This is a genomic window from Hydrogenophaga sp. PML113 (assembly GCF_001777155.1).
Taxonomy (GTDB): Bacteria; Pseudomonadota; Gammaproteobacteria; order Burkholderiales; family Burkholderiaceae_C; genus Hydrogenophaga; species Hydrogenophaga borbori.
In genome coordinates this window covers 254,661-273,953 of the sequence record NZ_MIYM01000005.1, presented here as the reverse complement: position 1 = coordinate 273,953, position 19,293 = coordinate 254,661, and the positions used below count along the sequence as shown (strand labels likewise).

General features: G+C 71.4%; 17 protein-coding genes. 13 read left to right on the top strand and 4 right to left on the bottom strand.

The genetic code is table 11. The features are described from left to right. Positions 1–169 precede the first annotated feature (169 nt). Positions 170–1,288 carry a CaiB/BaiF CoA-transferase family protein gene (locus BHU06_RS12230; protein WP_070399458.1) on the bottom strand — a complete coding sequence of 373 codons (1,119 nt, stop codon included), beginning with the start codon at positions 1,286–1,288 and terminating at the stop codon, positions 170–172. 186 nt (positions 1,289–1,474) lie between these two features. Here BHU06_RS12230 and BHU06_RS12225 point away from each other — a divergent pair, with 186 nt between their 5' ends. The 3 genes from BHU06_RS12225 to BHU06_RS12215 are packed head-to-tail and all read left to right on the top strand — an operon-like array spanning position 1,475 to position 4,221. Beyond that, complete coding sequence (locus BHU06_RS12225; RefSeq protein ID WP_070399457.1) at positions 1,475–2,695, top strand: acyl-CoA dehydrogenase family protein; 1,221 nt, start codon at positions 1,475–1,477, stop codon at positions 2,693–2,695. 16 nt (positions 2,696–2,711) lie between these two features. Further along, complete coding sequence (locus BHU06_RS12220; RefSeq protein ID WP_070399456.1) at positions 2,712–3,734, top strand: YhdH/YhfP family quinone oxidoreductase; 1,023 nt, start codon at positions 2,712–2,714, stop codon at positions 3,732–3,734. A 4-nt stretch (positions 3,735–3,738) separates the two neighbouring features. Continuing rightward, positions 3,739–4,221 (top strand): MaoC/PaaZ C-terminal domain-containing protein, encoded by a 483-nt coding sequence (locus tag BHU06_RS12215; RefSeq protein ID WP_070399455.1) that lies wholly within the window; start codon positions 3,739–3,741, stop codon positions 4,219–4,221. A gap of 45 nt (positions 4,222–4,266) precedes the next feature. On the opposite strand, the gene BHU06_RS12210 is transcribed toward BHU06_RS12215, so the two are convergent. Then, positions 4,267–5,478 carry a CaiB/BaiF CoA-transferase family protein gene (locus BHU06_RS12210; protein ID WP_070399454.1) on the bottom strand — a complete coding sequence of 404 codons (1,212 nt, stop codon included), beginning with the start codon at positions 5,476–5,478 and terminating at the stop codon, positions 4,267–4,269. A gap of 154 nt (positions 5,479–5,632) precedes the next feature. Between BHU06_RS12210 and BHU06_RS12205 the strand changes: the two genes are divergently transcribed. The 6 genes from BHU06_RS12205 (at position 5,633) to BHU06_RS12180 (ending at position 12,393) form a co-directional block, all read left to right on the top strand. After that, the gene (locus BHU06_RS12205; RefSeq protein WP_070399453.1) at positions 5,633–6,451 is read left to right on the top strand and encodes an IclR family transcriptional regulator; all 819 of its coding nucleotides are present in this window, start codon (positions 5,633–5,635) and stop codon (positions 6,449–6,451) included. Positions 6,452–6,463: 12 nt separating this feature from the next. After that, positions 6,464–7,627 carry an acyl-CoA dehydrogenase family protein gene (locus BHU06_RS12200; protein ID WP_070399452.1) on the top strand — a complete coding sequence of 388 codons (1,164 nt, stop codon included), beginning with the start codon at positions 6,464–6,466 and terminating at the stop codon, positions 7,625–7,627. A 24-nt stretch (positions 7,628–7,651) separates the two neighbouring features. After that, the gene (locus tag BHU06_RS12195; protein WP_070399451.1) at positions 7,652–8,632 is read left to right on the top strand and encodes a tripartite tricarboxylate transporter substrate binding protein; all 981 of its coding nucleotides are present in this window, start codon (positions 7,652–7,654) and stop codon (positions 8,630–8,632) included. After that, positions 8,632–9,720 (top strand): nitronate monooxygenase family protein, encoded by a 1,089-nt coding sequence (locus BHU06_RS12190; protein WP_239478181.1) that lies wholly within the window; start codon positions 8,632–8,634, stop codon positions 9,718–9,720. Before BHU06_RS12195 ends, BHU06_RS12190 begins: the two co-directional genes overlap by 1 nt. Further along, positions 9,701–11,068, top strand: coding sequence for a CoA-binding protein (locus BHU06_RS12185; RefSeq protein WP_070399449.1), 1,368 nt, complete (start codon positions 9,701–9,703; stop codon positions 11,066–11,068). Before BHU06_RS12190 ends, BHU06_RS12185 begins: the two co-directional genes overlap by 20 nt. Positions 11,069–11,223: 155 nt before the next feature. After that, complete coding sequence (locus tag BHU06_RS12180; RefSeq protein WP_070399448.1) at positions 11,224–12,393, top strand: MFS transporter; 1,170 nt, start codon at positions 11,224–11,226, stop codon at positions 12,391–12,393. Here BHU06_RS12180 and BHU06_RS12175 read toward each other — a convergent pair whose 3' ends face one another. Next, positions 12,394–13,941: a chloride channel protein gene (locus tag BHU06_RS12175; protein WP_254668162.1), complete on the bottom strand. Its 1,548-nt coding sequence runs from the start codon at positions 13,939–13,941 to the stop codon at positions 12,394–12,396. A 116-nt stretch (positions 13,942–14,057) separates the two neighbouring features. Here BHU06_RS12175 and ssb point away from each other — a divergent pair, with 116 nt between their 5' ends. The 3 genes from ssb to BHU06_RS12160 all read left to right on the top strand — a co-directional run bounded on the left by ssb (position 14,058) and on the right by BHU06_RS12160 (position 15,992). After that, positions 14,058–14,555, top strand: a complete 498-nt coding sequence (ssb, locus tag BHU06_RS12170) for a single-stranded DNA-binding protein (protein WP_070399447.1) — start codon at positions 14,058–14,060, stop codon at positions 14,553–14,555. A gap of 167 nt (positions 14,556–14,722) precedes the next feature. Continuing rightward, positions 14,723–15,382: a response regulator transcription factor gene (locus BHU06_RS12165; protein ID WP_070399446.1), complete on the top strand. Its 660-nt coding sequence runs from the start codon at positions 14,723–14,725 to the stop codon at positions 15,380–15,382. 190 nt (positions 15,383–15,572) lie between these two features. Then, complete coding sequence (locus BHU06_RS12160; protein ID WP_139147059.1) at positions 15,573–15,992, top strand: hypothetical protein; 420 nt, start codon at positions 15,573–15,575, stop codon at positions 15,990–15,992. An 80-nt stretch (positions 15,993–16,072) separates the two neighbouring features. Here BHU06_RS12160 and BHU06_RS12155 read toward each other — a convergent pair whose 3' ends face one another. Continuing rightward, entirely contained in the window at positions 16,073–16,852 is a 780-nt protein-coding gene (locus tag BHU06_RS12155; RefSeq protein ID WP_139147058.1) for a hypothetical protein, read from the bottom strand. 116 nt (positions 16,853–16,968) lie between these two features. Here BHU06_RS12155 and BHU06_RS12150 point away from each other — a divergent pair, with 116 nt between their 5' ends. Beyond that, positions 16,969–19,290 carry a PAS domain S-box protein gene (locus BHU06_RS12150; RefSeq protein WP_070399443.1) on the top strand — a complete coding sequence of 774 codons (2,322 nt, stop codon included), beginning with the start codon at positions 16,969–16,971 and terminating at the stop codon, positions 19,288–19,290. Positions 19,291–19,293: the final 3 nt, after the last annotated feature.

Here is a 19,293-nt window from a genome sequence, read left to right as displayed (position 1 = left end):
GCGTCGCCGAGGTAGCGGGCGTCGGCTTCGGCCACCTTCGGTGGGGCGGCGGTATCGCCCGGGCGCGGGTCGGTGGGCGGCATATCGGCGGGCGGGATCGGGTTCAAGGCGCGATTCGTGCAGGGCAACCGGGCATGATAAACCGCAGCGCATTCGCGCCCCGGACCGCCTAGCCCGGGGCCGCCAGACCCCAGTCGGCCAGCGCGTCCTCCCCGCCACCGCCCCGGGGCACCGGTGGCCCCGCCACCGCCCCGGGCGTGCGCGAGAAGCGGGGCACGGGCGCCGGCTGCAGCACGCCGTCGAGCTCGAGCAGGCTGCCGCGTGCGTGCAGGTGCGCGTTGCGCATGGCCTCGGCGATGGACAGCACCGGCGAGACGCAGGCCTCGGTGCCCTCGAACACCTTCACCCAGTGCTCGCGCGGGTGCTGGGCGAACAAGGTCGCCAGGCGCGCGCGCATCGCGGGCCAGGCGCTGCGGTCGTGTTGCGGCGGCAGCGCGTCCGGCGACAGGCCCAGGCCCTTGAGCAGCGCGGCGTAGAAGCGCGGCTCCAGGGCGCCCACCGCCACCGCCTGGCCGTCCGAGGTGGCGTAGCAGCCATAGAAGTGCGCGCCGCCATCGAGCGCGTTCGCCTCGCGCTGATCGCGCCAGGCGCCGCTTTGCCAGCGGCCGATCACCGGCGCCAGCAGGGCCAGCGAGCCATCGACCATGGCGGCGTCGACCACCTGGCCCTGGCCGCTGGCGCGCGCTTCGTGCAGCGCGGCCAGCACGCCGAAGGCCAGCACCAGGGCGCCGCCGCCGAAGTCGCCCACCAGGTTGAGCGGCACGGCCGGCGGCCCGTCGCGCGGGCCGATGGCGTGCAGCACGCCGGTGGTGGCGATGTAGTTGATGTCGTGGCCCACCGTGTTGGCCAAGGGCCCGTGCTGGCCCCAGCCGGTCATGCGGCCATAGACCAGCCTCGGGTTGCGGGCCAGGCATTCGTTGGGCCCCAGGCCCAGGCGCTCCATCACGCCGGGGCGCATGCCTTCCAGAAGAATGTCGGCCCGCTCGGCGAGGCACAGGGCGCGTTCGACACCGGCGGGTTCTTTCAGGTCGATGACCACGGAGCGGCGTCCGCGCGCGCTCAGCTCGAAGCGCGGGTCGCGCGGGACACCGAGCTCGGGCGCCGCCGGCCGGTCCACCCGCAACACGTCGGCGCCCAGGTCGGACAACAGCATGGCGGCCAGCGGCACCGGGCCGATCGCCTCGATCTCCAGCACGCGCAGGCCGGCCAGCGGGCCTTGCCGCGTCATGGCGGGCACTCCCCAGGCGCGTGGGCGGACGGTCGAAAGCAAGGGGTCGAGGGCATGGCGCGGCCGGTGTGGAGCGCCCATCAGGCCACCGCCCCGGCGCGGGCGCAAGGCGCCGTTTCGCACATCGAAACACCGTCTCGACTCGGCCTGCCCCGCGCCGCATGATGCCGCGCAAAGGCCCGCACCATGAACCACCCCACCCTCTTCGGCGACCACTTCCTGCACCGACTGACCAGCGACGAACAGGCCATGGTGCTGCGCGTGCGCGGGCTCTGCCGCGACACCCTGGGCCCCAAGGCCGCCGAGGTGGCCCAACAGGACGTGTTCGCCTGGGACAACTTCCGCCTGCTGGCCCGCGAGGGCATCGTGGGCACCGCCTTTCCCCGCGCCTATGGCGGCAGCGACGCGCGCCAGCAGCTGCGCATCCGAATCATCGAAGAGCTGGGGCGCGTGTGCAGCACCTCGGCCTCGCTCATCACGGGCACCGACCTGTCGACGCGCGCCATCGTGGCCGGCGCCAGCGAGGCCCTGAAGCAGCAGCTGGTGCCCGGCCTGTGCACCGGCGAGCTGCAGGCCGCCTTCGGTCTGACGGAACCCGAGGCCGGCTCCGACGTGCGCGGCCTCAAGACCGTGTTCCGGCGCACGCCCGGCGGCTACAGCATCACCGGCCGCAAGAAGTTCATCACCCGCGCCAGCACCGCCGACTGGTTCGTCATCGTGGGCTGCGCCGAGGACGAGCCCTCGACCTTCCTGGCCGCGCTGGTGCCGCGCGACGCGCCCGGCTTCACCATCAGCCCCGACGTGGGCAAGCTGGGTTGGTACGGCGTGCCCATCGCCTCGCTCAGCTTGACCGAGGTGGCCGTGCCGGCGTCTCACCGCCTGGGCGCCGAGGGCGAGGGCTTCAGCCTGGCGCAGGACGCCCTGCTGCGCGCGCGCATCGGCCACGCCGCCATGGCCCTGGGCCGCGCGATCGGCGCGGTGGAGATCGCCGCCGCCTACGCCGTCGACCGCAGCGTGTTCGGCAAGACCCTGGGCGAACACCAGGGCGTGCAATGGATGCTGGCCGACATGGCGACGCAGATCGAGGCCTCGCGCGCGCTGCTGTCGCTGGTGGCCGAGAAGTACGACCGCGGTGACGCCGACGTCGCCACCTACGCCTCCATGGCCAAGCTGCAGGCCACCGACCTGTGCATGAAGGTCGTCACCGACGCGCTGCAGCTCACCGGCGGGCGCGGCTACCTGCAGGACTTTCCCCTGGAGCGCTTCTTCCGCGACGCCAAGCTCAACCAGATCGGCGAAGGCTCCAGCGAGGTGCACAAGACCGTGATCGGGCGGGACTGGGTGCGCCGCGCGCGCGGCGCCGAACGCAACCCCTGCCTGCACGAAGGCTCCCTGGTGGACTACTGATTCAAGCCAACACGCCATGCCCCAAGCCAACACCCCCATCCCCCCGCGTTTTCGCGCCGTCCGCACCCATGTGGTGGACGGTCGCACCGAGAGCCGCCTGGAAGAGCTCACGCTGGACGATCTCAGCCCCGGCGAGGTGGTCATCCGCAACCGCTACGCGGGCGTGAACTTCAAGGACTGCCTGTCGCTGCATGGCAAGGCCAAGATCATCACCGGCTTCCCCCGCGTGGCGGGCATCGAGCTGGTGGGCGACGTCCTGCACTCGGACGCCGCCGCCTTCGCCCCGGGCCAGACCGTGCTGGTGCACGGCTTCCAGACCGGCATCGCCTTCGACGGCGGCTTCTCCGAGATCGTGCGCGTGCCCGCGGCCCACGTGCAGGCCCTGCCCGCCGGCCTGACGGCCCTGGAGTGCGCCGCGCTTGGCGTGCCGGCCTTCACCGCGGCCATGGCACTGGAGCGCTTCCAGATGGAAGGCCTGCGGCCGGACTCGGGGCCCGTGGCCATCACCGGCGCGGGCGGCGCCGTGGCCCTGAGCGCGCTGGGCATCCTGGCCCGCACGGGCCACCGGGCCACCGCCATCACGCGCCGCATGGAGCAGGCCGAGGCGCTGCGCGCGGCCGGCGCCAGCGAGGTGCTGGATGCCACGCAGATCCTGGCCGCGCCACCGCGCGCGCTGGAGAAGCCTCAGTTCGCGGCGGCCATCGACAACGTCGGCGGCCCCCTGTTGTCCTGGCTGCTGCGCTCCACCCAGGACCAGGGCTGCGTGGCCTGCGTGGGCAACGCGGCCAGCAACGGCTTCGACGGCAGCGTGCTGCCCTTCATCATGCGGGCGATCAAGCTGGTGGGCATCGTGGCCAACGCGCCCTGGGAGCAGCGCCACCGCCTGTGGGCGCGCCTGGGCAGCGACTGGAAACCCGACTTCGACCGCCTGAGCCCACAGCTCGGCTTCATCGGCCTGGACGAACTGCTGCCCTTCAGCGAAGCGCAGCTGGCGGGCCGCAATTCGGGCCGCGCCCTGCTGCGCTTCGAGGGAGCCTGAGCCCATGAGCACCACCACCCGCCCACGCGGCAAGTACTTCGACGAGTTCGCGGTCGGCGACCGCTTCCAGACCGCGCGGCGCACCATCACGCCAACCGACATCGTCAACTTCGCCGGCGTCTCGGGCGACTTCAACGCCCCGCACATGGACCACGAGTTCTGCCGCACGCAGCCCTATGGCGAGCCCATCGCGCACGGCCCGCTGGTCTTCGCGGTGTCCACCGGCCTGCTCTGCCAGTCCGGCCTGAACGACGGCACGCTGGTGGCCATGCTGGGCATCGACAAGTGGCGCATCCACGCGCCGGTGAAGGCCGGCGACACCGTGCACCTGGTGATGGAAGTGATCGAGACGCGCCCCACCAGCAAGGGCGACCGCGGTGTCGTCGGCTTCCGGCGCGAGATCGTGAACCAGCACGGCACCGCGGTGCACACCATGGAGGTGCAGTGCATGTACCTCTGCGACCCGGACCGCGCGCCGACGAACTGAGACAAGGGCGCGGTTCGCCACCGCGCCCATCGAGGCCTCAGGGCCTCAGATCACACCCTGCGCCCGCAGCCGCTCCAGCTCATCGGCGCCCACGCCCAGCGCGCCATACACCTCGGCGTTGTGCTCGCCCACCGACGGCCCGGTGCGCGGCACGTTCATTTCCCGGCCCACCACGCGCGGCACGATGCAGGGCGCGGGCAGGCTCCCGAAATCGGGGTCCGGCAGGCGCACGATCGCGCCGCGCGCGATGAAGTGCGGGTCCTGCTCGATGTCCTCGATGGTGTAGGCCTTGCTGAAAGGAATGCCCGCGCGCTCGAGCCGCTCGGCCAGCGCGGCGTAGTCGTGCCGCGCGAACCACCCGCCCAGGTGCTCGTCCAGCGCCACCAGGTGCTTCACGCGCGCCGGGTTGGTGTTGAAGCGCGGGTCGCTGGCCAGCTCGGGCTCGCCGAGGGCCTCGCACAGGCGCGCGAAGATCGCGTTCGACGAGGCCACCAGCGAGAAGAACTGGCCGTCGCGGCTGCGGTACATGTTGGACGGCGCCGTGTAGCTGGCGCGATTGCCCTCGGGCCGGCGCACCTGGCCCAGCCGCTCGTGCTCCACCGGCAGGCAATCGAGCAGCCGGAACAGCGCCTCCGTGGCGGCCAGGTCCACCTCCACGCCCTTGGCGTTCGGGTCGCCGCGCAGGCGCACCATCTCCGACGCAATGGAGAAGGCGCAGAACAGGCCCGCCACGGCATCGCCGACCGGGAAGTTGCTGTGCAGCGGCGGCCCGCCCGCTTCGCCGGTCAGGTTGGTGAAGCCGCTCATGGCCTCGAAGATGCGCGCGTAGCCCGGCCGCGCCTTGTACGGCCCGGTCTGCCCGAAGCCGGTGAGCCGCACCACCACCAGGCGCGGGTTGGCCGCGTGCAAGGTGGCGATGTCCAGGCCCCAGCGGTCCAGCGTGCCGCTGCGGAAGTTCTCCACCAGCACGTCGAAGCGCGGGAGCAGGGACAGGAACAGCTCGCGCCCGCGCGCCTGGCGCACGTCGAGCGTGATGCCGCGTTTGCCCCGGTTGGCCACCTTCCACCACAGCGGCACGCCGTCCTGCACCGGCTGCAGGCCGCGCAGGGCGTCGCTGCCATCCGGCAGTTCCAGCTTCACGACCTCGGCGCCATGGTCGGCGCACAGGGTGGCGCCCATGGGGGCCGCCAGCACGGTAGCCATGTCGAGGATGCGCACGCCCGCGAGGGCGCCTGCTGAGCGGGGGGTCGGGGTCACGGTGAGGTCCTTGGGTCTGTGGCCGCGGTCGGCCGCGCCACGCCGTTGTGCCAGAGCCTTTCGCTGCCCACAATCGATGTTTCGCACAGCGAAACAGCCGTTTACCTCGTCTTTCGAAGTACCCATCATGGCCCCCAAGCAAGCGAAACGCCGCATGACCTCGATCACGCTCCCCGGTCTCGTCGATCCCCACGACCTCGCGGAGGACCGCCAGTTCTCCATGAACCTGGCGCGTGGACTCAACGTGCTGCGCGCCTTCACGGTGGCGGATCCGGTGCTGGGCAACCGCGAGATCGCCGAGCGCACCGGCCTGCCCAAACCCACGGTCTCGCGGCTCACCTACACGCTCACGCTGCTGGGCTACCTCACGCGCGATCCCGCGCTGCAGAAGTACCGGCTGGGCAGCGGCGTGCTGTCCCTGAGCCATCCCGTGCTCGCCGGCGCCCAGGTGCGCCAGGTGGCGCGGCCCTTCATGGAGCAGCTGGCGCGCGCGACCGGCTGTTCGGTGAACCTGGGCATGCGCGACCGCGCCGACGTCGTGTACCTGGATGCCGTGCGCGCCGACAAGGCCAACTACCACTGGCCCGACATCGGCAGCACCCGCCCGCTGCTGGCCTCGGCCATGGGCCGCGCGCTCATCCAGAGCCTGCCCAAGCCGGAGCAGACCGCGATCCTGAACTACCTCAAGGTGCACGACCGCGAGATGTACGACAAGCACCGCGCCGCCTGGGAGGCCGACCAGAAGCTGTTCGCCGCCCACGGCTTCTGCCACTCGCGCGGCGACTGGCGCAAGGACGTCCACGCCATCGCCGCGCCCATCCGCCTGCCCGCGCGCGAGCAGCCGGTGGCCATGAACTGCACGCTCATCGGCTACAGCCTGCCCAAGGACAAGCTCTCGCGCGAGGTGGCGCCCCTGCTGCTGGAAGCGGTGCGCCAGATCGAGCTCGCCTACGGCGTTCGCGCCACCAACTGAGAACCCGCCCCCATGATCCGAGACCCCGACGCCTTTTCGACGCTGCTCGCCGAAGTCCGTCGCTTCGTGCGCGACGAGTGCATCCCCGCCGAAGCGGACGTTGACCGCGAGGACCGCATCCCCGAGCCGCTGGTGGAGCGCATGCGCGCCCTCGGGCTGTTCGGCCACAGCATCCCCGAGGCCTATGGCGGCGCCGGCCTCACGAGCGAGGAGCTGTCGCTGGTCAACATCGAGGTCTCGCAGTGCGCGACCGCCTTTCGCGCCCGCTTCGGCGGCAACACCGGCATCGCCTCCGAGTCACTGGTGGTGGACGGCACCGAAGAACAGCGGCGCCAGTACCTGCCGCGGCTCGCCAGCGGGCAGCTGACCGGCTGCTTCGCCCTCACCGAGCCCGAGGCGGGATCGGACGCGACCGCGCAGAAGACCGTGGCCATGCGCGATGGCGGCGACTACCTGATCACGGGGCGCAAGTGCTTCATCACCAACGCGCCCCTGGCCAACCTGTTCACCGTGTTCGCGCGCACCGACCCGCAGGGCAAGGGTGCCCGCGGCATCACCGCCTTCCTGGTCGAGCGCGGCGCGCCGGGCCTGTCGACGCCCGAGGCCTACCGCAAGATGGGCCAGCACGGCTCGCCCGTGGGCGAGGTGGTGCTGGAGCGGGTGCGCGTGCCGGCCAGCGCCATCGTCGGCGGCCCCGAGATGGAAGGGCAGGGTTTCCGCACCGCGATGCGCGCCCTGAACAAGCAGCGCATCAACCTGGCGGGCCTGTGCATCGGACCGGCCATCCGCCTGGTCGACGAGATGGTCGCGCGCGCGGCCAGCCGCCGCCAGTTCGGCCAGGCCATCGCCGAGTTCCAGCTGGTGCAGCAAATGATCGCGCAGAGCAACACCGAGGTGCACGCCGCGCGCGCCCTGCTGCTGGAGACCGCGCGCAAACGCGACGACGGCCTCGACGTGACCATGGAAGCCTCGATGTGCAAGCTGTTCGCCAGCGAGATGTGCGGCCGCGTCGCCGACCGGGCCGTGCAGGTGTTCGGCGGCCAGGGCTACATCAACGACAACGTGGCGGAGCGCTTCTACCGCGACGTGCGCCTGTTCCGGCTGTACGAAGGCACGAGCCAGATCCACCTGACCAATATCGCCAAGCGGACCATGGCCATGGCCGCGACCGATTGACCCCACCACAACCAGGAGACAAACATGACCCTCAGCCGCCGCACCCTGCTGGCCAGCGCCGCCAGCGCATTGGCCTTGGCCACCGCACCGTCCTTCGCCCAGGACGGCTTCCCCAACAAGCCGGTGCGCATCATCGTGCCCTTCTCGGCCGGCGGCATCGTGGACTCGATCGCGCGCGCCATCGCGGACAAGCTGTCCGCGCGCTACCCGCAGCCCGTGATCGTGGAGAACAAGACCGGCGCGGGCGGCTCCATCGGCACCGACTTCGTGGCCAAGTCGAACCCGGACGGCTACACCCTGCTGCTGGTCAGCCCGGGCTACGCCGTGATCCCCAGCCTGCAGAAGAACGTCACCTGGAACCCGGTGCGCGACTTCCGCTCTGTGGCCGGCATCGGGGTGGTGCCCAACATCATCGTGGTGCACCCGAGCGTGGCGGCGAACACCTTGCCGGAACTGATCGACCTGGCCAAGAAAAGCAGCGCGCCGGTGACCTATTCCACCGCCGGCATCGGCACCTCCAACCACCTGGCCGGCGAGCTGCTCGCGCAGGAGGCCGGCATCAAGCTGACCCATGTGCCGTACAAGGGCCAGCCCGACGCTTTGAACGACCTGCTCGCGGGCCGCGTGAACATGATGCCGCTGACGGCGGCGCTGGCCATGCAGCACGTGAAGGCGGGCAAGCTGCGCGCCCTGGCGGTGACCACCGCGAAGCACGCCAGCGCCGCGCCCGACCTGCCCACCGTGGCCGAGGCCGCCAAGCTGCCAAACTACGACGTCGGCACCTGGTTCGGCCTGGTGGCCCCGGCCAAGGTGCCCGAGCCCGTCATGCGCAAGCTGTCCGCCGACGTGGCGGCCGTGCTGGCCATGCCCGACATGAAGGCCAAGTTCGAAGGCATGGGCATGGAGTTCGCGCCGCAGAGCGGCCCCGACTTCGACGCCCTCGTGAGCAGCGAGTTCACCCGCTGGGGCCGCGTCATCAAGCAAGCCGGCATCGAACCCCAGTGATGGCGCTGCGCACCCCGATCTGCGAGCGCCTGGGCGTTCGCCACCCGATCTTCGGCTTCTCGCACTCCGTCGACGTCGTGGTGGCCATCGCCCAGGCCGGGGGCTTCCCGGTGCTCGGCCTGGCGCGCGAGCTGCCGCACGAGATCCCGCACATCCTGCAAGACGTGCAGCGGCGCATGGGCGACATGCCCTACGGCATCGACCTCATGCTGCCCAGCCGCGTGCCGCAGGCCGCCACCATCGACGAGCTGCGCGGGGCGTTGCCGGCCGAGCACCGGGACTTCGTGCAGGGGCTGCGCGAACGCTTCGACGTGAAGCCGCCGGTGAAGCCCAGCTTCTTCACCACGCAGGTGCGATCCGAGGCGCTGTTCAACGAACAGATCGAGGCCGTGCTGGCGTCCAACTGCCGCGGCGTGGCCACCGCCATCGGCCTGCGCGCCGACCTCATCGAACGGGCCAAGGCGCGCGGCAAGCTCACCTTCTCGCTGGTGGGTTCGGTGCGCCACGCGCGCAAGGCCATGGAGATGGGTGTCGAGGTGCTGGTGGCCCAGGGCTACGACGCCGGCGGCCACACGGGCCCTGTCGGCACCCTGTCGCTGCTGCCGCAGGTCATCGCCGTGGCCGAGGGCCGGCCGGTGCTGGCCGCCGGCGGCATCGGCACCGGCGAACAGGTGCTGGGCACCATCGCCATGGGCGCGCAGGGCGCCTGGCTGGGCACGCTCTGGATGGCGGCGCGCGAGAACCACACGCCGGCGGCGCTGCTGCAGCGGCTCGTGGACAGCGCGAGCGAGGACACCCTGATCACGCGCGCGCACAGCGGCAAGCCCTGCCGCGTGGTGCGCAGCGAATGGATCGACGCCTGGCAGCAACCCGGCGCGCCGCGGCCGCTGGACATGCCGCTGCAGCAGGTGCTGACCGGCGACGTCTTCGCCTCCATGCACGAGCACGGCGATCCGCGCCTGATCTACGAAGCCGCTGGCCAAAGCGTGTTCGCCATCCGGGGCGAGACCACCGTGGCCGAGCAGATGGCCGGCCTGGTGGATGGCATGGAGCGGGCCTGGAGCCGCCTTGAGCGCCTCACGGCCTGATCTGCGCGCGCTGCTGGCGCCGCGCTCCATCGCCATCATCGGCGCCTCCACCGAGCCCAACAAGGTCGGCGGCATGCCGATCCGGCTGCTGCTGCGGCACGGCTACACGGGCGCGATCTACCCGGTGCACCGCACGGCCCCGGAGATCCAAGGCCAACGCGCCTACGCCTCGCTCGATGCGATCGGCGCGCCGGTGGACCTGGTCCTCGTCGCGGTGCCCGCCTCGGCCTGCGACGATGCCATGGACCAGCTGGTGCGCACGGGCGCGCGCGCGGCGATCGTCTTCAGCTCCGGCTTCGCCGAGGTGTCGACGGACGGGGCGCGCCAGCAGCGGCGCCTGGGCGAGCGGGCGCGCGACGCGGGCATCGCCCTGCTGGGCCCGAACTGCCTGGGCGCCATGAATTTCCACGAGCGCCTGTTCGCCACCTTCTCGCCCGTCGTGCTGGACGACGCGCCTGCCAGCGGTTCTGTGGCCCTGGTCAGCCAGAGCGGCGCCTTCGGCGGCTACGCCTACACGCTCGCGCGGCGGGCCGGCGTGGCCATCGGCCACTGGATCACCACCGGCAACGAAGCCGGCGTGCAAGCGGCCGACGCGATCGACTGGCTGGTGCGCGAGCCGCGCTGCCACGCCATCCTGGTGTACCTGGAAGGGGCGCGCGACCTGGGCCGGTTGCGCGAGGCCCTGCTGGCCGCACGCGCGGCGGGCAAGCCGGTGACGGCGGTCAAGGTGGGCCACACGCCGGCCGGCGCCCGCGCCGCCCAGCTGCACACGGGCAGCGACACCGGCGATGCCGAGGTCTACCGGAACCTGTTCGAGGCCTGCGGCGCGCGCCAGGTCTCGCGCATCGGCGAGCTGTTCGGCGACGCGGCGCGGCCCGGCGCGGTGGCCGCCCCCGCGGCCGGTCAGGCCATCGCCCTGTTCAGCGTCTCGGGCGGGGTGGGCATCATGATGGCGGACCGCGCCGAGGAGCTGGGCCTGCGCCTGCCGCCGCTGCCCGACGCGGCGGCGCAGCGGCTGAAGCAGGCCATCCCCTTCGCGTCCACGCTGAACCCGATCGACGTGACCGGGCAGGTCTTCGCGCAGCCGGCCGTGCTGGTGCAGTCGCTGCACGACGCCGCCACCTGCGGCCAGTACCGCGCGCTCGCCGTGTTCCTCGCGGCCGCGGCCCAGGCGCCGGGCGTGTGGCCGCTGCTGCAGGCAGGCATCGCGCGGCTGCGCGCCGAACCGGCGGCGGCGCGGCTCGTCCTCAGCGGCATCCTCGGCGCCGAGCAGCAGGCCTGGCTGCGCGCGCAGGGCTGCGAGGTGTTCGACGAACCCGCCCGGGCCGTGGAAGCGGCGGCGGCCTGAACCGGCGCCGGCGCGCGGGGCCGAATCCGGCCGGCCGCCGACCTGCCCGCGCCGATCACGGACAATGCAGGGTTGGCCTGTCGACCCCCTTGTCCGCCTTGACCGCTTCGCGCACCGCCCCCTCCCCCTCCGCCCCGCCTGTCGATCAGCACCGCATGACGTCCGGCGAACGCCGCGCGAGTGCGGCGCTGGCCGCCATCTACGCCCTGCGCATGCTGGGCCTGTTCATCGTGCTGCCGGTGTTCGCGCTGGAAGCGCGGCGCTACCCCGGCGGCGACGACCCGGCCCTGATCGGCCTGGCCATGGGCATGTACGGCCTCACCCAGGCCTTCCTGCAGGTGCCGCTGGGCATGGCCTCGGACCGCTTCGGCCGCAAGCCGGTGATCCTGCTGGGCCTGGCGGTCTTCGCCGCCGGCAGCGCGCTCGCGGCCTGGGCGCCGTCGGTGCACTGGCTGCTGGCGGCCCGCGCGCTGCAAGGCGCGGGCGCCATTTCCGCGGCCGTCACCGCCTTGCTCGCCGACCTCACGCGCGACAGCGTGCGCACCAAGGCCATGGCGCTGGTGGGCATCAGCATCGCGCTGATGTTCGCGCTGTCCCTGGTGGCCGCGCCGGCGCTGGTGCCGCATGTCGGCTTGTCGGGCCTGTTCCTGATCACGCTGGCGCTGAGCCTGGCGGCCATGGCGGTGGTGGCCTGGGTGGTGCCGCCCGAGCCGGCCCGGCAGGCGCACGCGCCGCGCGCCAGCCTGCGCGAGGTGCTGGGCCAACGCGATCTGCTGCGCGTGAATGCCGGGGTGTTCGCCCTGCACGCGGCGCAGATCATGACCTGGCTGTCCGTACCGGCCCTGCTGGTGCAGGCCGGGCTGGACACGGCGCGGCATTGGCAGGCCTATCTGCCGGCGCTGGTGGTCTCGCTGCTGATCGTCGGCGGCTTCCTGTTCCGGCTGGAGCGGCGCGGCCATTTCCGCGCCGTCTACCTCGGCACCATCGCCTTGCTCGGCGTGGTGCAGCTGGGGTTTCTCGCCCAGCTCCACCAGCCCAGCCTGCCGCTGCTGGGGGTGCTGCTGTGCCTGTACTTCGTGGGCTTCAACACCCAGGAGGCCAGCCAACCCAGCCTGGCCTCCCGGCTGGCCAAGCCCCATCAGCGGGGCACCGCGCTGGGGGTCTTCAACACGCTGATGTCGCTCGGCATCTTCGTCGGCGGCTCGCTGGGGGGCCTGGTGTCGCGCGCGTGGGGCGCGCCGGGCGTCTTCGGCGCCAGCGCCGCGATCCTCGCCCTCTGGCTGCTGATCGCCTGGGGTATGCGCCCCAGCGCGGCCGCGCACTGATCAGCGCGGCGGCGCGGGCAAGGGGCCGGGCTCGCTGGGGGGCTCCGCTTCGGGCGGGCGGTCGGTGTCCGGGTCCAGCTGGGGGTCGGCTTGCGGCGGAGCGGTCGCTTCGGCCGCCGGCTCGGCGTGGGGCGGGGCAGTGTCCGACCGCTGCGCGTCGGGCTCCGGCTGCCTGGCCGGCTCGCTGGGCAGATCCGAGTCCGGCGCCGCGGTGGTTGCCGCGCGCGGGCGCAGCTTGCGCACCATCATCCCGGCCAGCGCGGAGTACAGCGGCCGGCTGATCAGGCGCGCGACCAGACTGGCGAGCATGGCCGACGCCATCAGGCTCAGCACCATGGAGCGGCCGTTGATCATCTCCATCACGATGATGAAGGACGTGAGCGGGGCCTGCGTGGTGGCGGCCAGGAAACCCGCCATGCCCAGCGCGATCAGACTGGGTGCCAGCAGGCGGGCGTTGTCGCCGCCCAGCAGCATGGCGATGTCATGACCAATGCCGCCGCCGATGGACAAGGAGGGAGCGAAGATGCCTCCGGGCACGCCGCTCCACGAGGTCAGCCAGGTTGCGACCAGCTTGAGCAGCACGTACAAGGGCGAGGTCTCGGCCTCGCCAGCGAGCATGAGCCGGACCTGTTCGGCGCCCGCGCCGAACGTGGCGCCGCCGGTGACGAGCCCGATGACCGCCACCCCCATGCCGGCCACCGCGGCGAATCGCACCGGATAGCGCCGCCGGTAGGCGCTGACGCGGTCGGGCAGGCCTTGCAGCGACGCGGCCAGCAAGCGGCTGAACAGGCCGCCGAGCACGCCGCACACCAGCGCCACCAGCAGGCCCGGCCAGAAGGCTTGCCAGCTCAGGCGCGGCACTTCGATCGAGCCGAAGTAGGTGAGGTTGCCGAACACCGAGATCGCCACCAGACCCGCCACCACGATGGCGGCGATGATGAGCCCGTTGTTGCGCGACTCCATCTTCTTCGACAGCTCTTCGATCGCGAAGACGACGCCGGCCAGCGGCGCGTTGAATGCGGCGGCCATGCCGGCGGCACCGCCGGCCACCAGCAAAGCGTGCTCCCCCATCGCCGACCCGGGGCGCAGCCACCGGCGCGCATCGTGCATGACGCCGGCGGCCACCTGCACCGAGGGCCCTTCCCGCCCCGCCGACAAGCCCGCCAGCAGCCCCGCGACACCCAGCACGATCTTGGCGAAGGTCAGCCTCAGCGACACCAGGCCCGCCCGCATGCCGGGCGTGATGCCGGGGTCCAGGGCCGCCATGACCTGCGGGATGCCCGAGCCGCCCGCGCCCGGCGCGAAGCGGCGCGTGCACCACACGATGAGGGCCGTGAGGCAAGGCGTCCACACCAGCACGGCCCACGGCGCGCGCCCGTGCAGGTGCTTGAACAGCTCGAAAGCCGCCTCGCTCAGCCAGGTGAACGCCACCACGAACAGCCCGGCGACCACGGCATAGGCGAGCACCACGCTGCGATCGACCCAGGCCCTCAGATCGGAAAATTCATCCTGCAGGTTCTGGAAGAAGTCGGGCTCGCGCTGTCTCATGAAGGCCGATTATTCCCTTCGCGGCAAATCGCACCGGCGCGCCCGGGTGCATGCGGCACAATCCTGCGGCCGGCCGTGTGCCACACGCGGCCCCAACCGACACGCAAGGAATTCCCATGGCATCCGTCAACAAAGTCATCCTCGTGGGCAACTGCGGCCGCGACGCCGAGATCCGCTACCTGCCCTCCGGCCAGGCCGTGGCCAACGTGAGCATCGCCACCTCCAGCCGCCGCAAGGACCGCAACACCGGCGAGACCGTGGAAGAGACGCAGTGGCACCGCGTGACCTTCTACGACCGCCTCGCCGAAATCGCGGGCGAGTACGTCAAGAAGGGCCGCCCGCTGTACGTCGAAGGGCGCCTGAAGTACGGCAAGTACACCGACCAGGGCGGCGTCGAGCGCAACACCGTGGACATCATCGCAACCGAGATGCAACTGCTCGGCGGCCGTGAAGGCATGGGTGGCGGCGACGACGGCGGCGCCCCACCGCGCGCCGCAGCGGCGCCCCGAGCGGCGGCGCCCGCTGGCCGCCCGGCCCCGTCGCCCCGCCCCGCGCCGGCGCCGGCGCGCCAGCCCACGGGCTTCGACGACATGGACGACGACATCCCTTTCTGAATTCGCGCAAACCGCGTAATCTGGCCCACCGCAACGGTGGGTTTTTTTTGGCCGCACGGCCCCGGCAGCTCAAAAAAATTGATGCTTATGGAGTAAACGCCGCTGCAATCTGTTGACCAATTGATTATTCTCGACGGGGTTTTAACTGTTCATCTCAAGAGGTTCTCATGGTCCGGGTTGTTGTTGCTGAAGACCACGCACTCGTTCGCCAAGGCATCGGCATGCTGCTGCAGTCCGCTGGCGACTTTGATCTGGTGGCCGAAACGGCCAAGGGCAGCGATGTCGAACTGCTGGTGCAGTTCCACAAGCCCGACCTGCTGCTGCTCGACCTGGCCCTGTCGGACAGTTCGGGCGTCGAGGTGGCACGGCGCGTGCGGCGCGTGGCCCCCAACCTGCGCATCCTGGTCGTCACGGGCAACGTCTACCCGGGGTCGGTGGCCAATGCCTTCGGTGCCGGGGTCAACGGCTTCGTGCTGAAGCACGAGCAGGGCGCCGAACTGCTCGACGCGATCCGCGCCGTCATGGAGGGTCGGCGCTACATCAGCCCTCAGGTGGCGAAGGGTCTGGACAGCTCCGCCAACAAGCGGCCCAACGCTCAGGGCCTGCCGCAGACACTCACGCAGCGCGAGCAGCAGATCGTGCGCATGATCGCGCGCGGCGGCACCAACCAGGAAATCGCCGACGCGCTGCACATCAGCGTGCTCACGGCGCGCAAGCACCGGCAGAACGTGATGCTCAAGCTGGGCCTGCACAACGGCGCCGAGATCGCGGCCTACGCGATGCAGTCGGGGCTCATGGAAGCCCCCGACGTCGGCTCCAACCTCTGAGCATTCGCGCCCTCGTTCTCAGAGGGAAACCGGGTCGTCGGGACCCGTGTTCACGAGCGAAAAATCAAAATAGTGCTCGCGCATTATTGAGACAGACGCCCCGCGTCCGGATACTGAAGTCCATGTTGAACGTGCGTGCAGCCTCCCTCCGACCGGCGCACGAACGCTCACTCACCAACGAGGTGGAACCATGAGACAAGTACTGGCCAACGGCGTGATGCAGCGACTCGGCATCCGGAGCACGACCCGGATAAGCGACGAGCAGATGGACTCGGACATCGACTCGGCAATCATGCCCACCACCATCGCCGCCGACTATGAGACCCTCATCAACGAGTGGTTCCAGGTCCTGGGTCTGACACCCGAGCTCGTGCGGGTCAGCGTGCGCCCCGTGGGCTTCAGCCCCGCGGGCATGGAGATCTATGCCGCCTTCATCAAGGTGCTGCGCTGGGAGCCGAACGTGATCCAGATGCTGAACCGCCTGCCGTACTTCGAGAAAAAGATCGACAAGCGCATCCGGCTCAGCAACCTGACGCGCTACAGCGGCTTCGCGGGCCTGTGGTTCCGCACGCCCGCGACGGTTGAAGGGTTTGCCACCGCGGTGCATTGATTCGGCCGGCGGCCCATGCACCGAGCCGTTCATGCCTTCGGGCGTGAACGGCTTTTTTTATGCCCCACCCCACTTTTTCCTCAGCGCTCGAGCGGCAGCTGCCACACCAGGCCGCCCGCCAGCGCGCACAAGGCGCCACGCGCAGCGGCCCGCCGCGCCTCGGCCGCGAGCCAGGTGTCCACGCTCGCCATTTCGGCCAGGCAGGCGCCGGCCAGGCCCGACAGGCTGCCTCGACCCATGCGCCAACCGGATTCGGCCTGGCCGCGCGCCGCGCGCGCGGCGCTGGCCCGTGCCTGGGCCTCTTCGCAACGCCGGTGCGCGGCCATGTACCGGCACAAGGCCACGTCGACCTCGTCGGAAGGTCCGCCCCCCGCCTCGCGCACCTGGGCCTGCATGAGCGCCTGCCAGGCCTGCACCGTCAGCGCGGGGGCCTGCGCCACCGCGTGCGACAACTGGGTGGGCAACAGATGGGTCACGCCGGTGAAATGCTGGCCCGCGTCGCGCCATTCGCTCAAGGCCTGGGCCGCCCGGGCCCACACCGCCTCAAGGTGCGGTTGGAGGGCCTCGCGCTCATCCGGCCGCAGGCGGCGCGCCCGCTCGCGTCCATCGGCCAATTGCATGAGTTGTTCGATGCGTTGCTGGCCGTCAAGCGCCAGGGTCAGGCGCTGGCGCGCGGCGATCAAGCGGGCGCAGGCGTCGACCGCCGCGACCGTGCGCTGGCGGGCGTCGGCCGCATCCATGGCCATGCGGGCCACGTGGCTCAGGACCGCACCGACCGGCAGCGCGCCTGGCGAGACGGCCACCCGCGGTGGCGTGCCGGACGGTGGGGAAAAACGCGGGTTGGAACCGGCTGCGTGCACGCTCATCCTCCTTGCAGATCAGACCCCTTGAGTCTTGGCGCGCGAGCAGCCCGATTCAATAATGCGCGGGAACTATATTGACCGGCTTCAGCACCTTGCCGCCTGTTGCCATCCCCATGCCACCCGACAGCGCCGCCGCCTGGGCTTTGGTGCCCGGTATCGGCGCGCTGCTGTCGGCGGTGGGCGAGGTGCTGGCGGCGTCGCCCGGCTGGCAGGCGTGCATGCAAGAAGCGCCCTGGGGCGGCGACTGGCGCAACGGCCTCGATCGCGACAGCCGGCTGCACCTGCTGCAGGCCCTGCCACGCGCGCGCGACTTCACCCTGACCCTGCGCTTGTGGCACCCCGCACGGGGCGTTGCTCACTACCGCTGCGCGGGATGGTGGGACCCGGTGCAGCGCGCGCACGGCTGCTACCTGGTCGAGGTCACGGACCAGGAAGTGGAGCGGCAGGCGCACGACGCGCTCACTGGCTGGATCCGCCGACTGTTCGAGCAACTGCCCATGCAGCTCGCGTACTTCAGCGCCCCGCCCAAGGTGCGCTGCCTGTTCGCGAACAACCGGTTCGCGCGCGCGATGGGCCACGACGACACCTCGATCCTGGGCCGCACCGTGGCCGACCTGCTCACGCCCGACGAACGCCTTCAGCTGCGCAGGGCGGGCCGGCCGTACGCCCGCAGCGGCCAGGACCTGACCTTCCTGCACCGGCGCCGCCGCGCGGACGAGGAAGAGGTCCTGGAGGTCTCCCTCTCCGCCGACCGCTCGCCCGATGGCCGTCTGCGCGGCACCTTCGTGCTGATGACCGACGTGACCGAACGCCACCGCGCCGAGAGGGCCCTGCGCGCCTCGCGCGAACGGCTGTCGCGCTTCCTCGAGGTCAGCGCGGAGGGGGTGCTGTTCCATCGCGACGGCACCATCACCGACGCCAACCCGGCCGCCTGCCAGCTCTCGGGCCACCCCCACGCCGAACTTGTCGGGCGCACGGTGGTGTCGATGACCCCAAGGCGCCACCGGGACCGCTCGCGCGTGGCCATCGGCAGCGGGGCGGACGCCTACTTCGAGTCGGAGATCCACCACGCGAACGGCGAGACGATCCCGGTCGAGCTGATCGGCCGCACCATGGAAATCAAGGGCGAGCGGCTGCGCATGACGGTCATCCGCGACATCCGCGACCGGCGCCAGGCGCAGGCGCGCATCCACACCCTCATCGAGGACCTGCGCTCGCAGAAAGACCGCGCCGAGGCCGCCGACCGCGCCAAGTCCGTCTTCCTGGCCGCCGCCAGCCACGACCTGCGCCAGCCCATCCACGCCCTGGGCCTGTTCCTCACCGCCCTGCGCGCCATGGCCCGCTCCCCCTGCGTGCCCAGCTCCGAGCTCACCCAGATCTGCCGGCGCATGCAGTCCTCCCTGGACGGCCTGGGCCAGCTGCTCAACATGCTGCTCGACGTCTCCCGTCTCGACGCCAACGCCGTGCAGGTCGAGCTCGCCGCCCTGCCCCTGGCCCAGCTCTTCGCCGAACTCGACCAGGAGTTCGCCGAGCTCGCCCACGAAAAGGGCCTGCGCCTGCATGTGGCCAGCTCCTCGGCCTGGGTGCGCACCGACGCCACCGTGTTGCGCCGCATCCTCTCCAACCTCATGGCCAACGCCATCCGCTACTCCCAGCGCGGGCGCATCCTGCTGGGTGCCCGATCGCGCGGCGATCGCCTGGAGATTCAGGTCTGGGACCAGGGCATCGGCATCGCCCCCGAGCAGCTGGAGGCCATCTTTGAGGAGTTCTACCAAATCGATGCCGCCCACTCGCGGCGCAGCCAGTCCCATGGCCTTGGGCTGGGCCTGTCCATCGTCAAACGATCGGCCCGCCTCATCGACGCGCCGCTGCGCGTGTGCTCCACCCCCGGGCGCGGCTCGCTCTTTTGCATCAGCGTGCCACGCGCACCGACGCACACGCACACGCACACGCACACGCACGCGAACGCCAACGCGAACGCGAACGCACCCGCACACACACCCACGCACGCCCACGCGCCCTCCCCCCCCGAGCCCACCCAGCGCAGCGGGCGGCCCGCCGCCGCGCCAGCCCCGGGCGCGCGCCGCGTGCTCGTCATCGACGACGAGGAGCAGGTCCTCATGGGCATGCAGCAGCTGCTGCAGGTCTGGGGCCACCAGGTCTGGTGCGCCAACTCCGCCGACGAGGCCGTCGTGCTGGCCATCGCTCACGCCCACGAGATCGACCTGCTGCTCTCCGACTACCGCCTCGGCGGCAACATGACCGCCGTGCAGGCCATCGCCGCCGTGCACGCCTGCCTGCCCGCCCCCGTGCCCACCTACATCCTCACCGGCGACACCTCCCCCCAGCGCATCCAGGAAGCCTCCGAACTCGGCTTCCCACTCCTGCACAAACCCGTCGAGCCCGACGCCCTGCTCGCCGCGCTGGAGGCCTGAGCC

Excerpts from the sequence above, each read along its gene's own strand:
- BHU06_RS12230 (WP_070399458.1), bottom strand. The coding sequence starts at position 1,288 with ATGACGCGGCAAGGCCCGCTGGCCGGCCTGCGCGTGCTGGAGATCGAG.
- BHU06_RS12225 (WP_070399457.1), top strand. The coding sequence starts at position 1,475 with ATGAACCACCCCACCCTCTTCGGCGACCACTTCCTGCACCGACTGACC.
- BHU06_RS12220 (WP_070399456.1), top strand. The coding sequence starts at position 2,712 with ATGCCCCAAGCCAACACCCCCATCCCCCCGCGTTTTCGCGCCGTCCGC.
- BHU06_RS12215 (WP_070399455.1), top strand. The coding sequence starts at position 3,739 with ATGAGCACCACCACCCGCCCACGCGGCAAGTACTTCGACGAGTTCGCG.
- BHU06_RS12205 (WP_070399453.1), top strand. The coding sequence starts at position 5,633 with ATGACCTCGATCACGCTCCCCGGTCTCGTCGATCCCCACGACCTCGCG.
- BHU06_RS12200 (WP_070399452.1), top strand. The coding sequence starts at position 6,464 with ATGATCCGAGACCCCGACGCCTTTTCGACGCTGCTCGCCGAAGTCCGT.
- BHU06_RS12195 (WP_070399451.1), top strand. The coding sequence starts at position 7,652 with ATGACCCTCAGCCGCCGCACCCTGCTGGCCAGCGCCGCCAGCGCATTG.
- BHU06_RS12190 (WP_239478181.1), top strand. The coding sequence starts at position 8,632 with ATGGCGCTGCGCACCCCGATCTGCGAGCGCCTGGGCGTTCGCCACCCG.
- BHU06_RS12180 (WP_070399448.1), top strand. The coding sequence starts at position 11,224 with ATGACGTCCGGCGAACGCCGCGCGAGTGCGGCGCTGGCCGCCATCTAC.
- BHU06_RS12175 (WP_254668162.1), bottom strand. The coding sequence starts at position 13,941 with ATGAGACAGCGCGAGCCCGACTTCTTCCAGAACCTGCAGGATGAATTT.
- ssb (WP_070399447.1), top strand. The coding sequence starts at position 14,058 with ATGGCATCCGTCAACAAAGTCATCCTCGTGGGCAACTGCGGCCGCGAC.
- BHU06_RS12165 (WP_070399446.1), top strand. The coding sequence starts at position 14,723 with ATGGTCCGGGTTGTTGTTGCTGAAGACCACGCACTCGTTCGCCAAGGC.
- BHU06_RS12160 (WP_139147059.1), top strand. The coding sequence starts at position 15,573 with ATGAGACAAGTACTGGCCAACGGCGTGATGCAGCGACTCGGCATCCGG.
- BHU06_RS12150 (WP_070399443.1), top strand. The coding sequence starts at position 16,969 with ATGCCACCCGACAGCGCCGCCGCCTGGGCTTTGGTGCCCGGTATCGGC.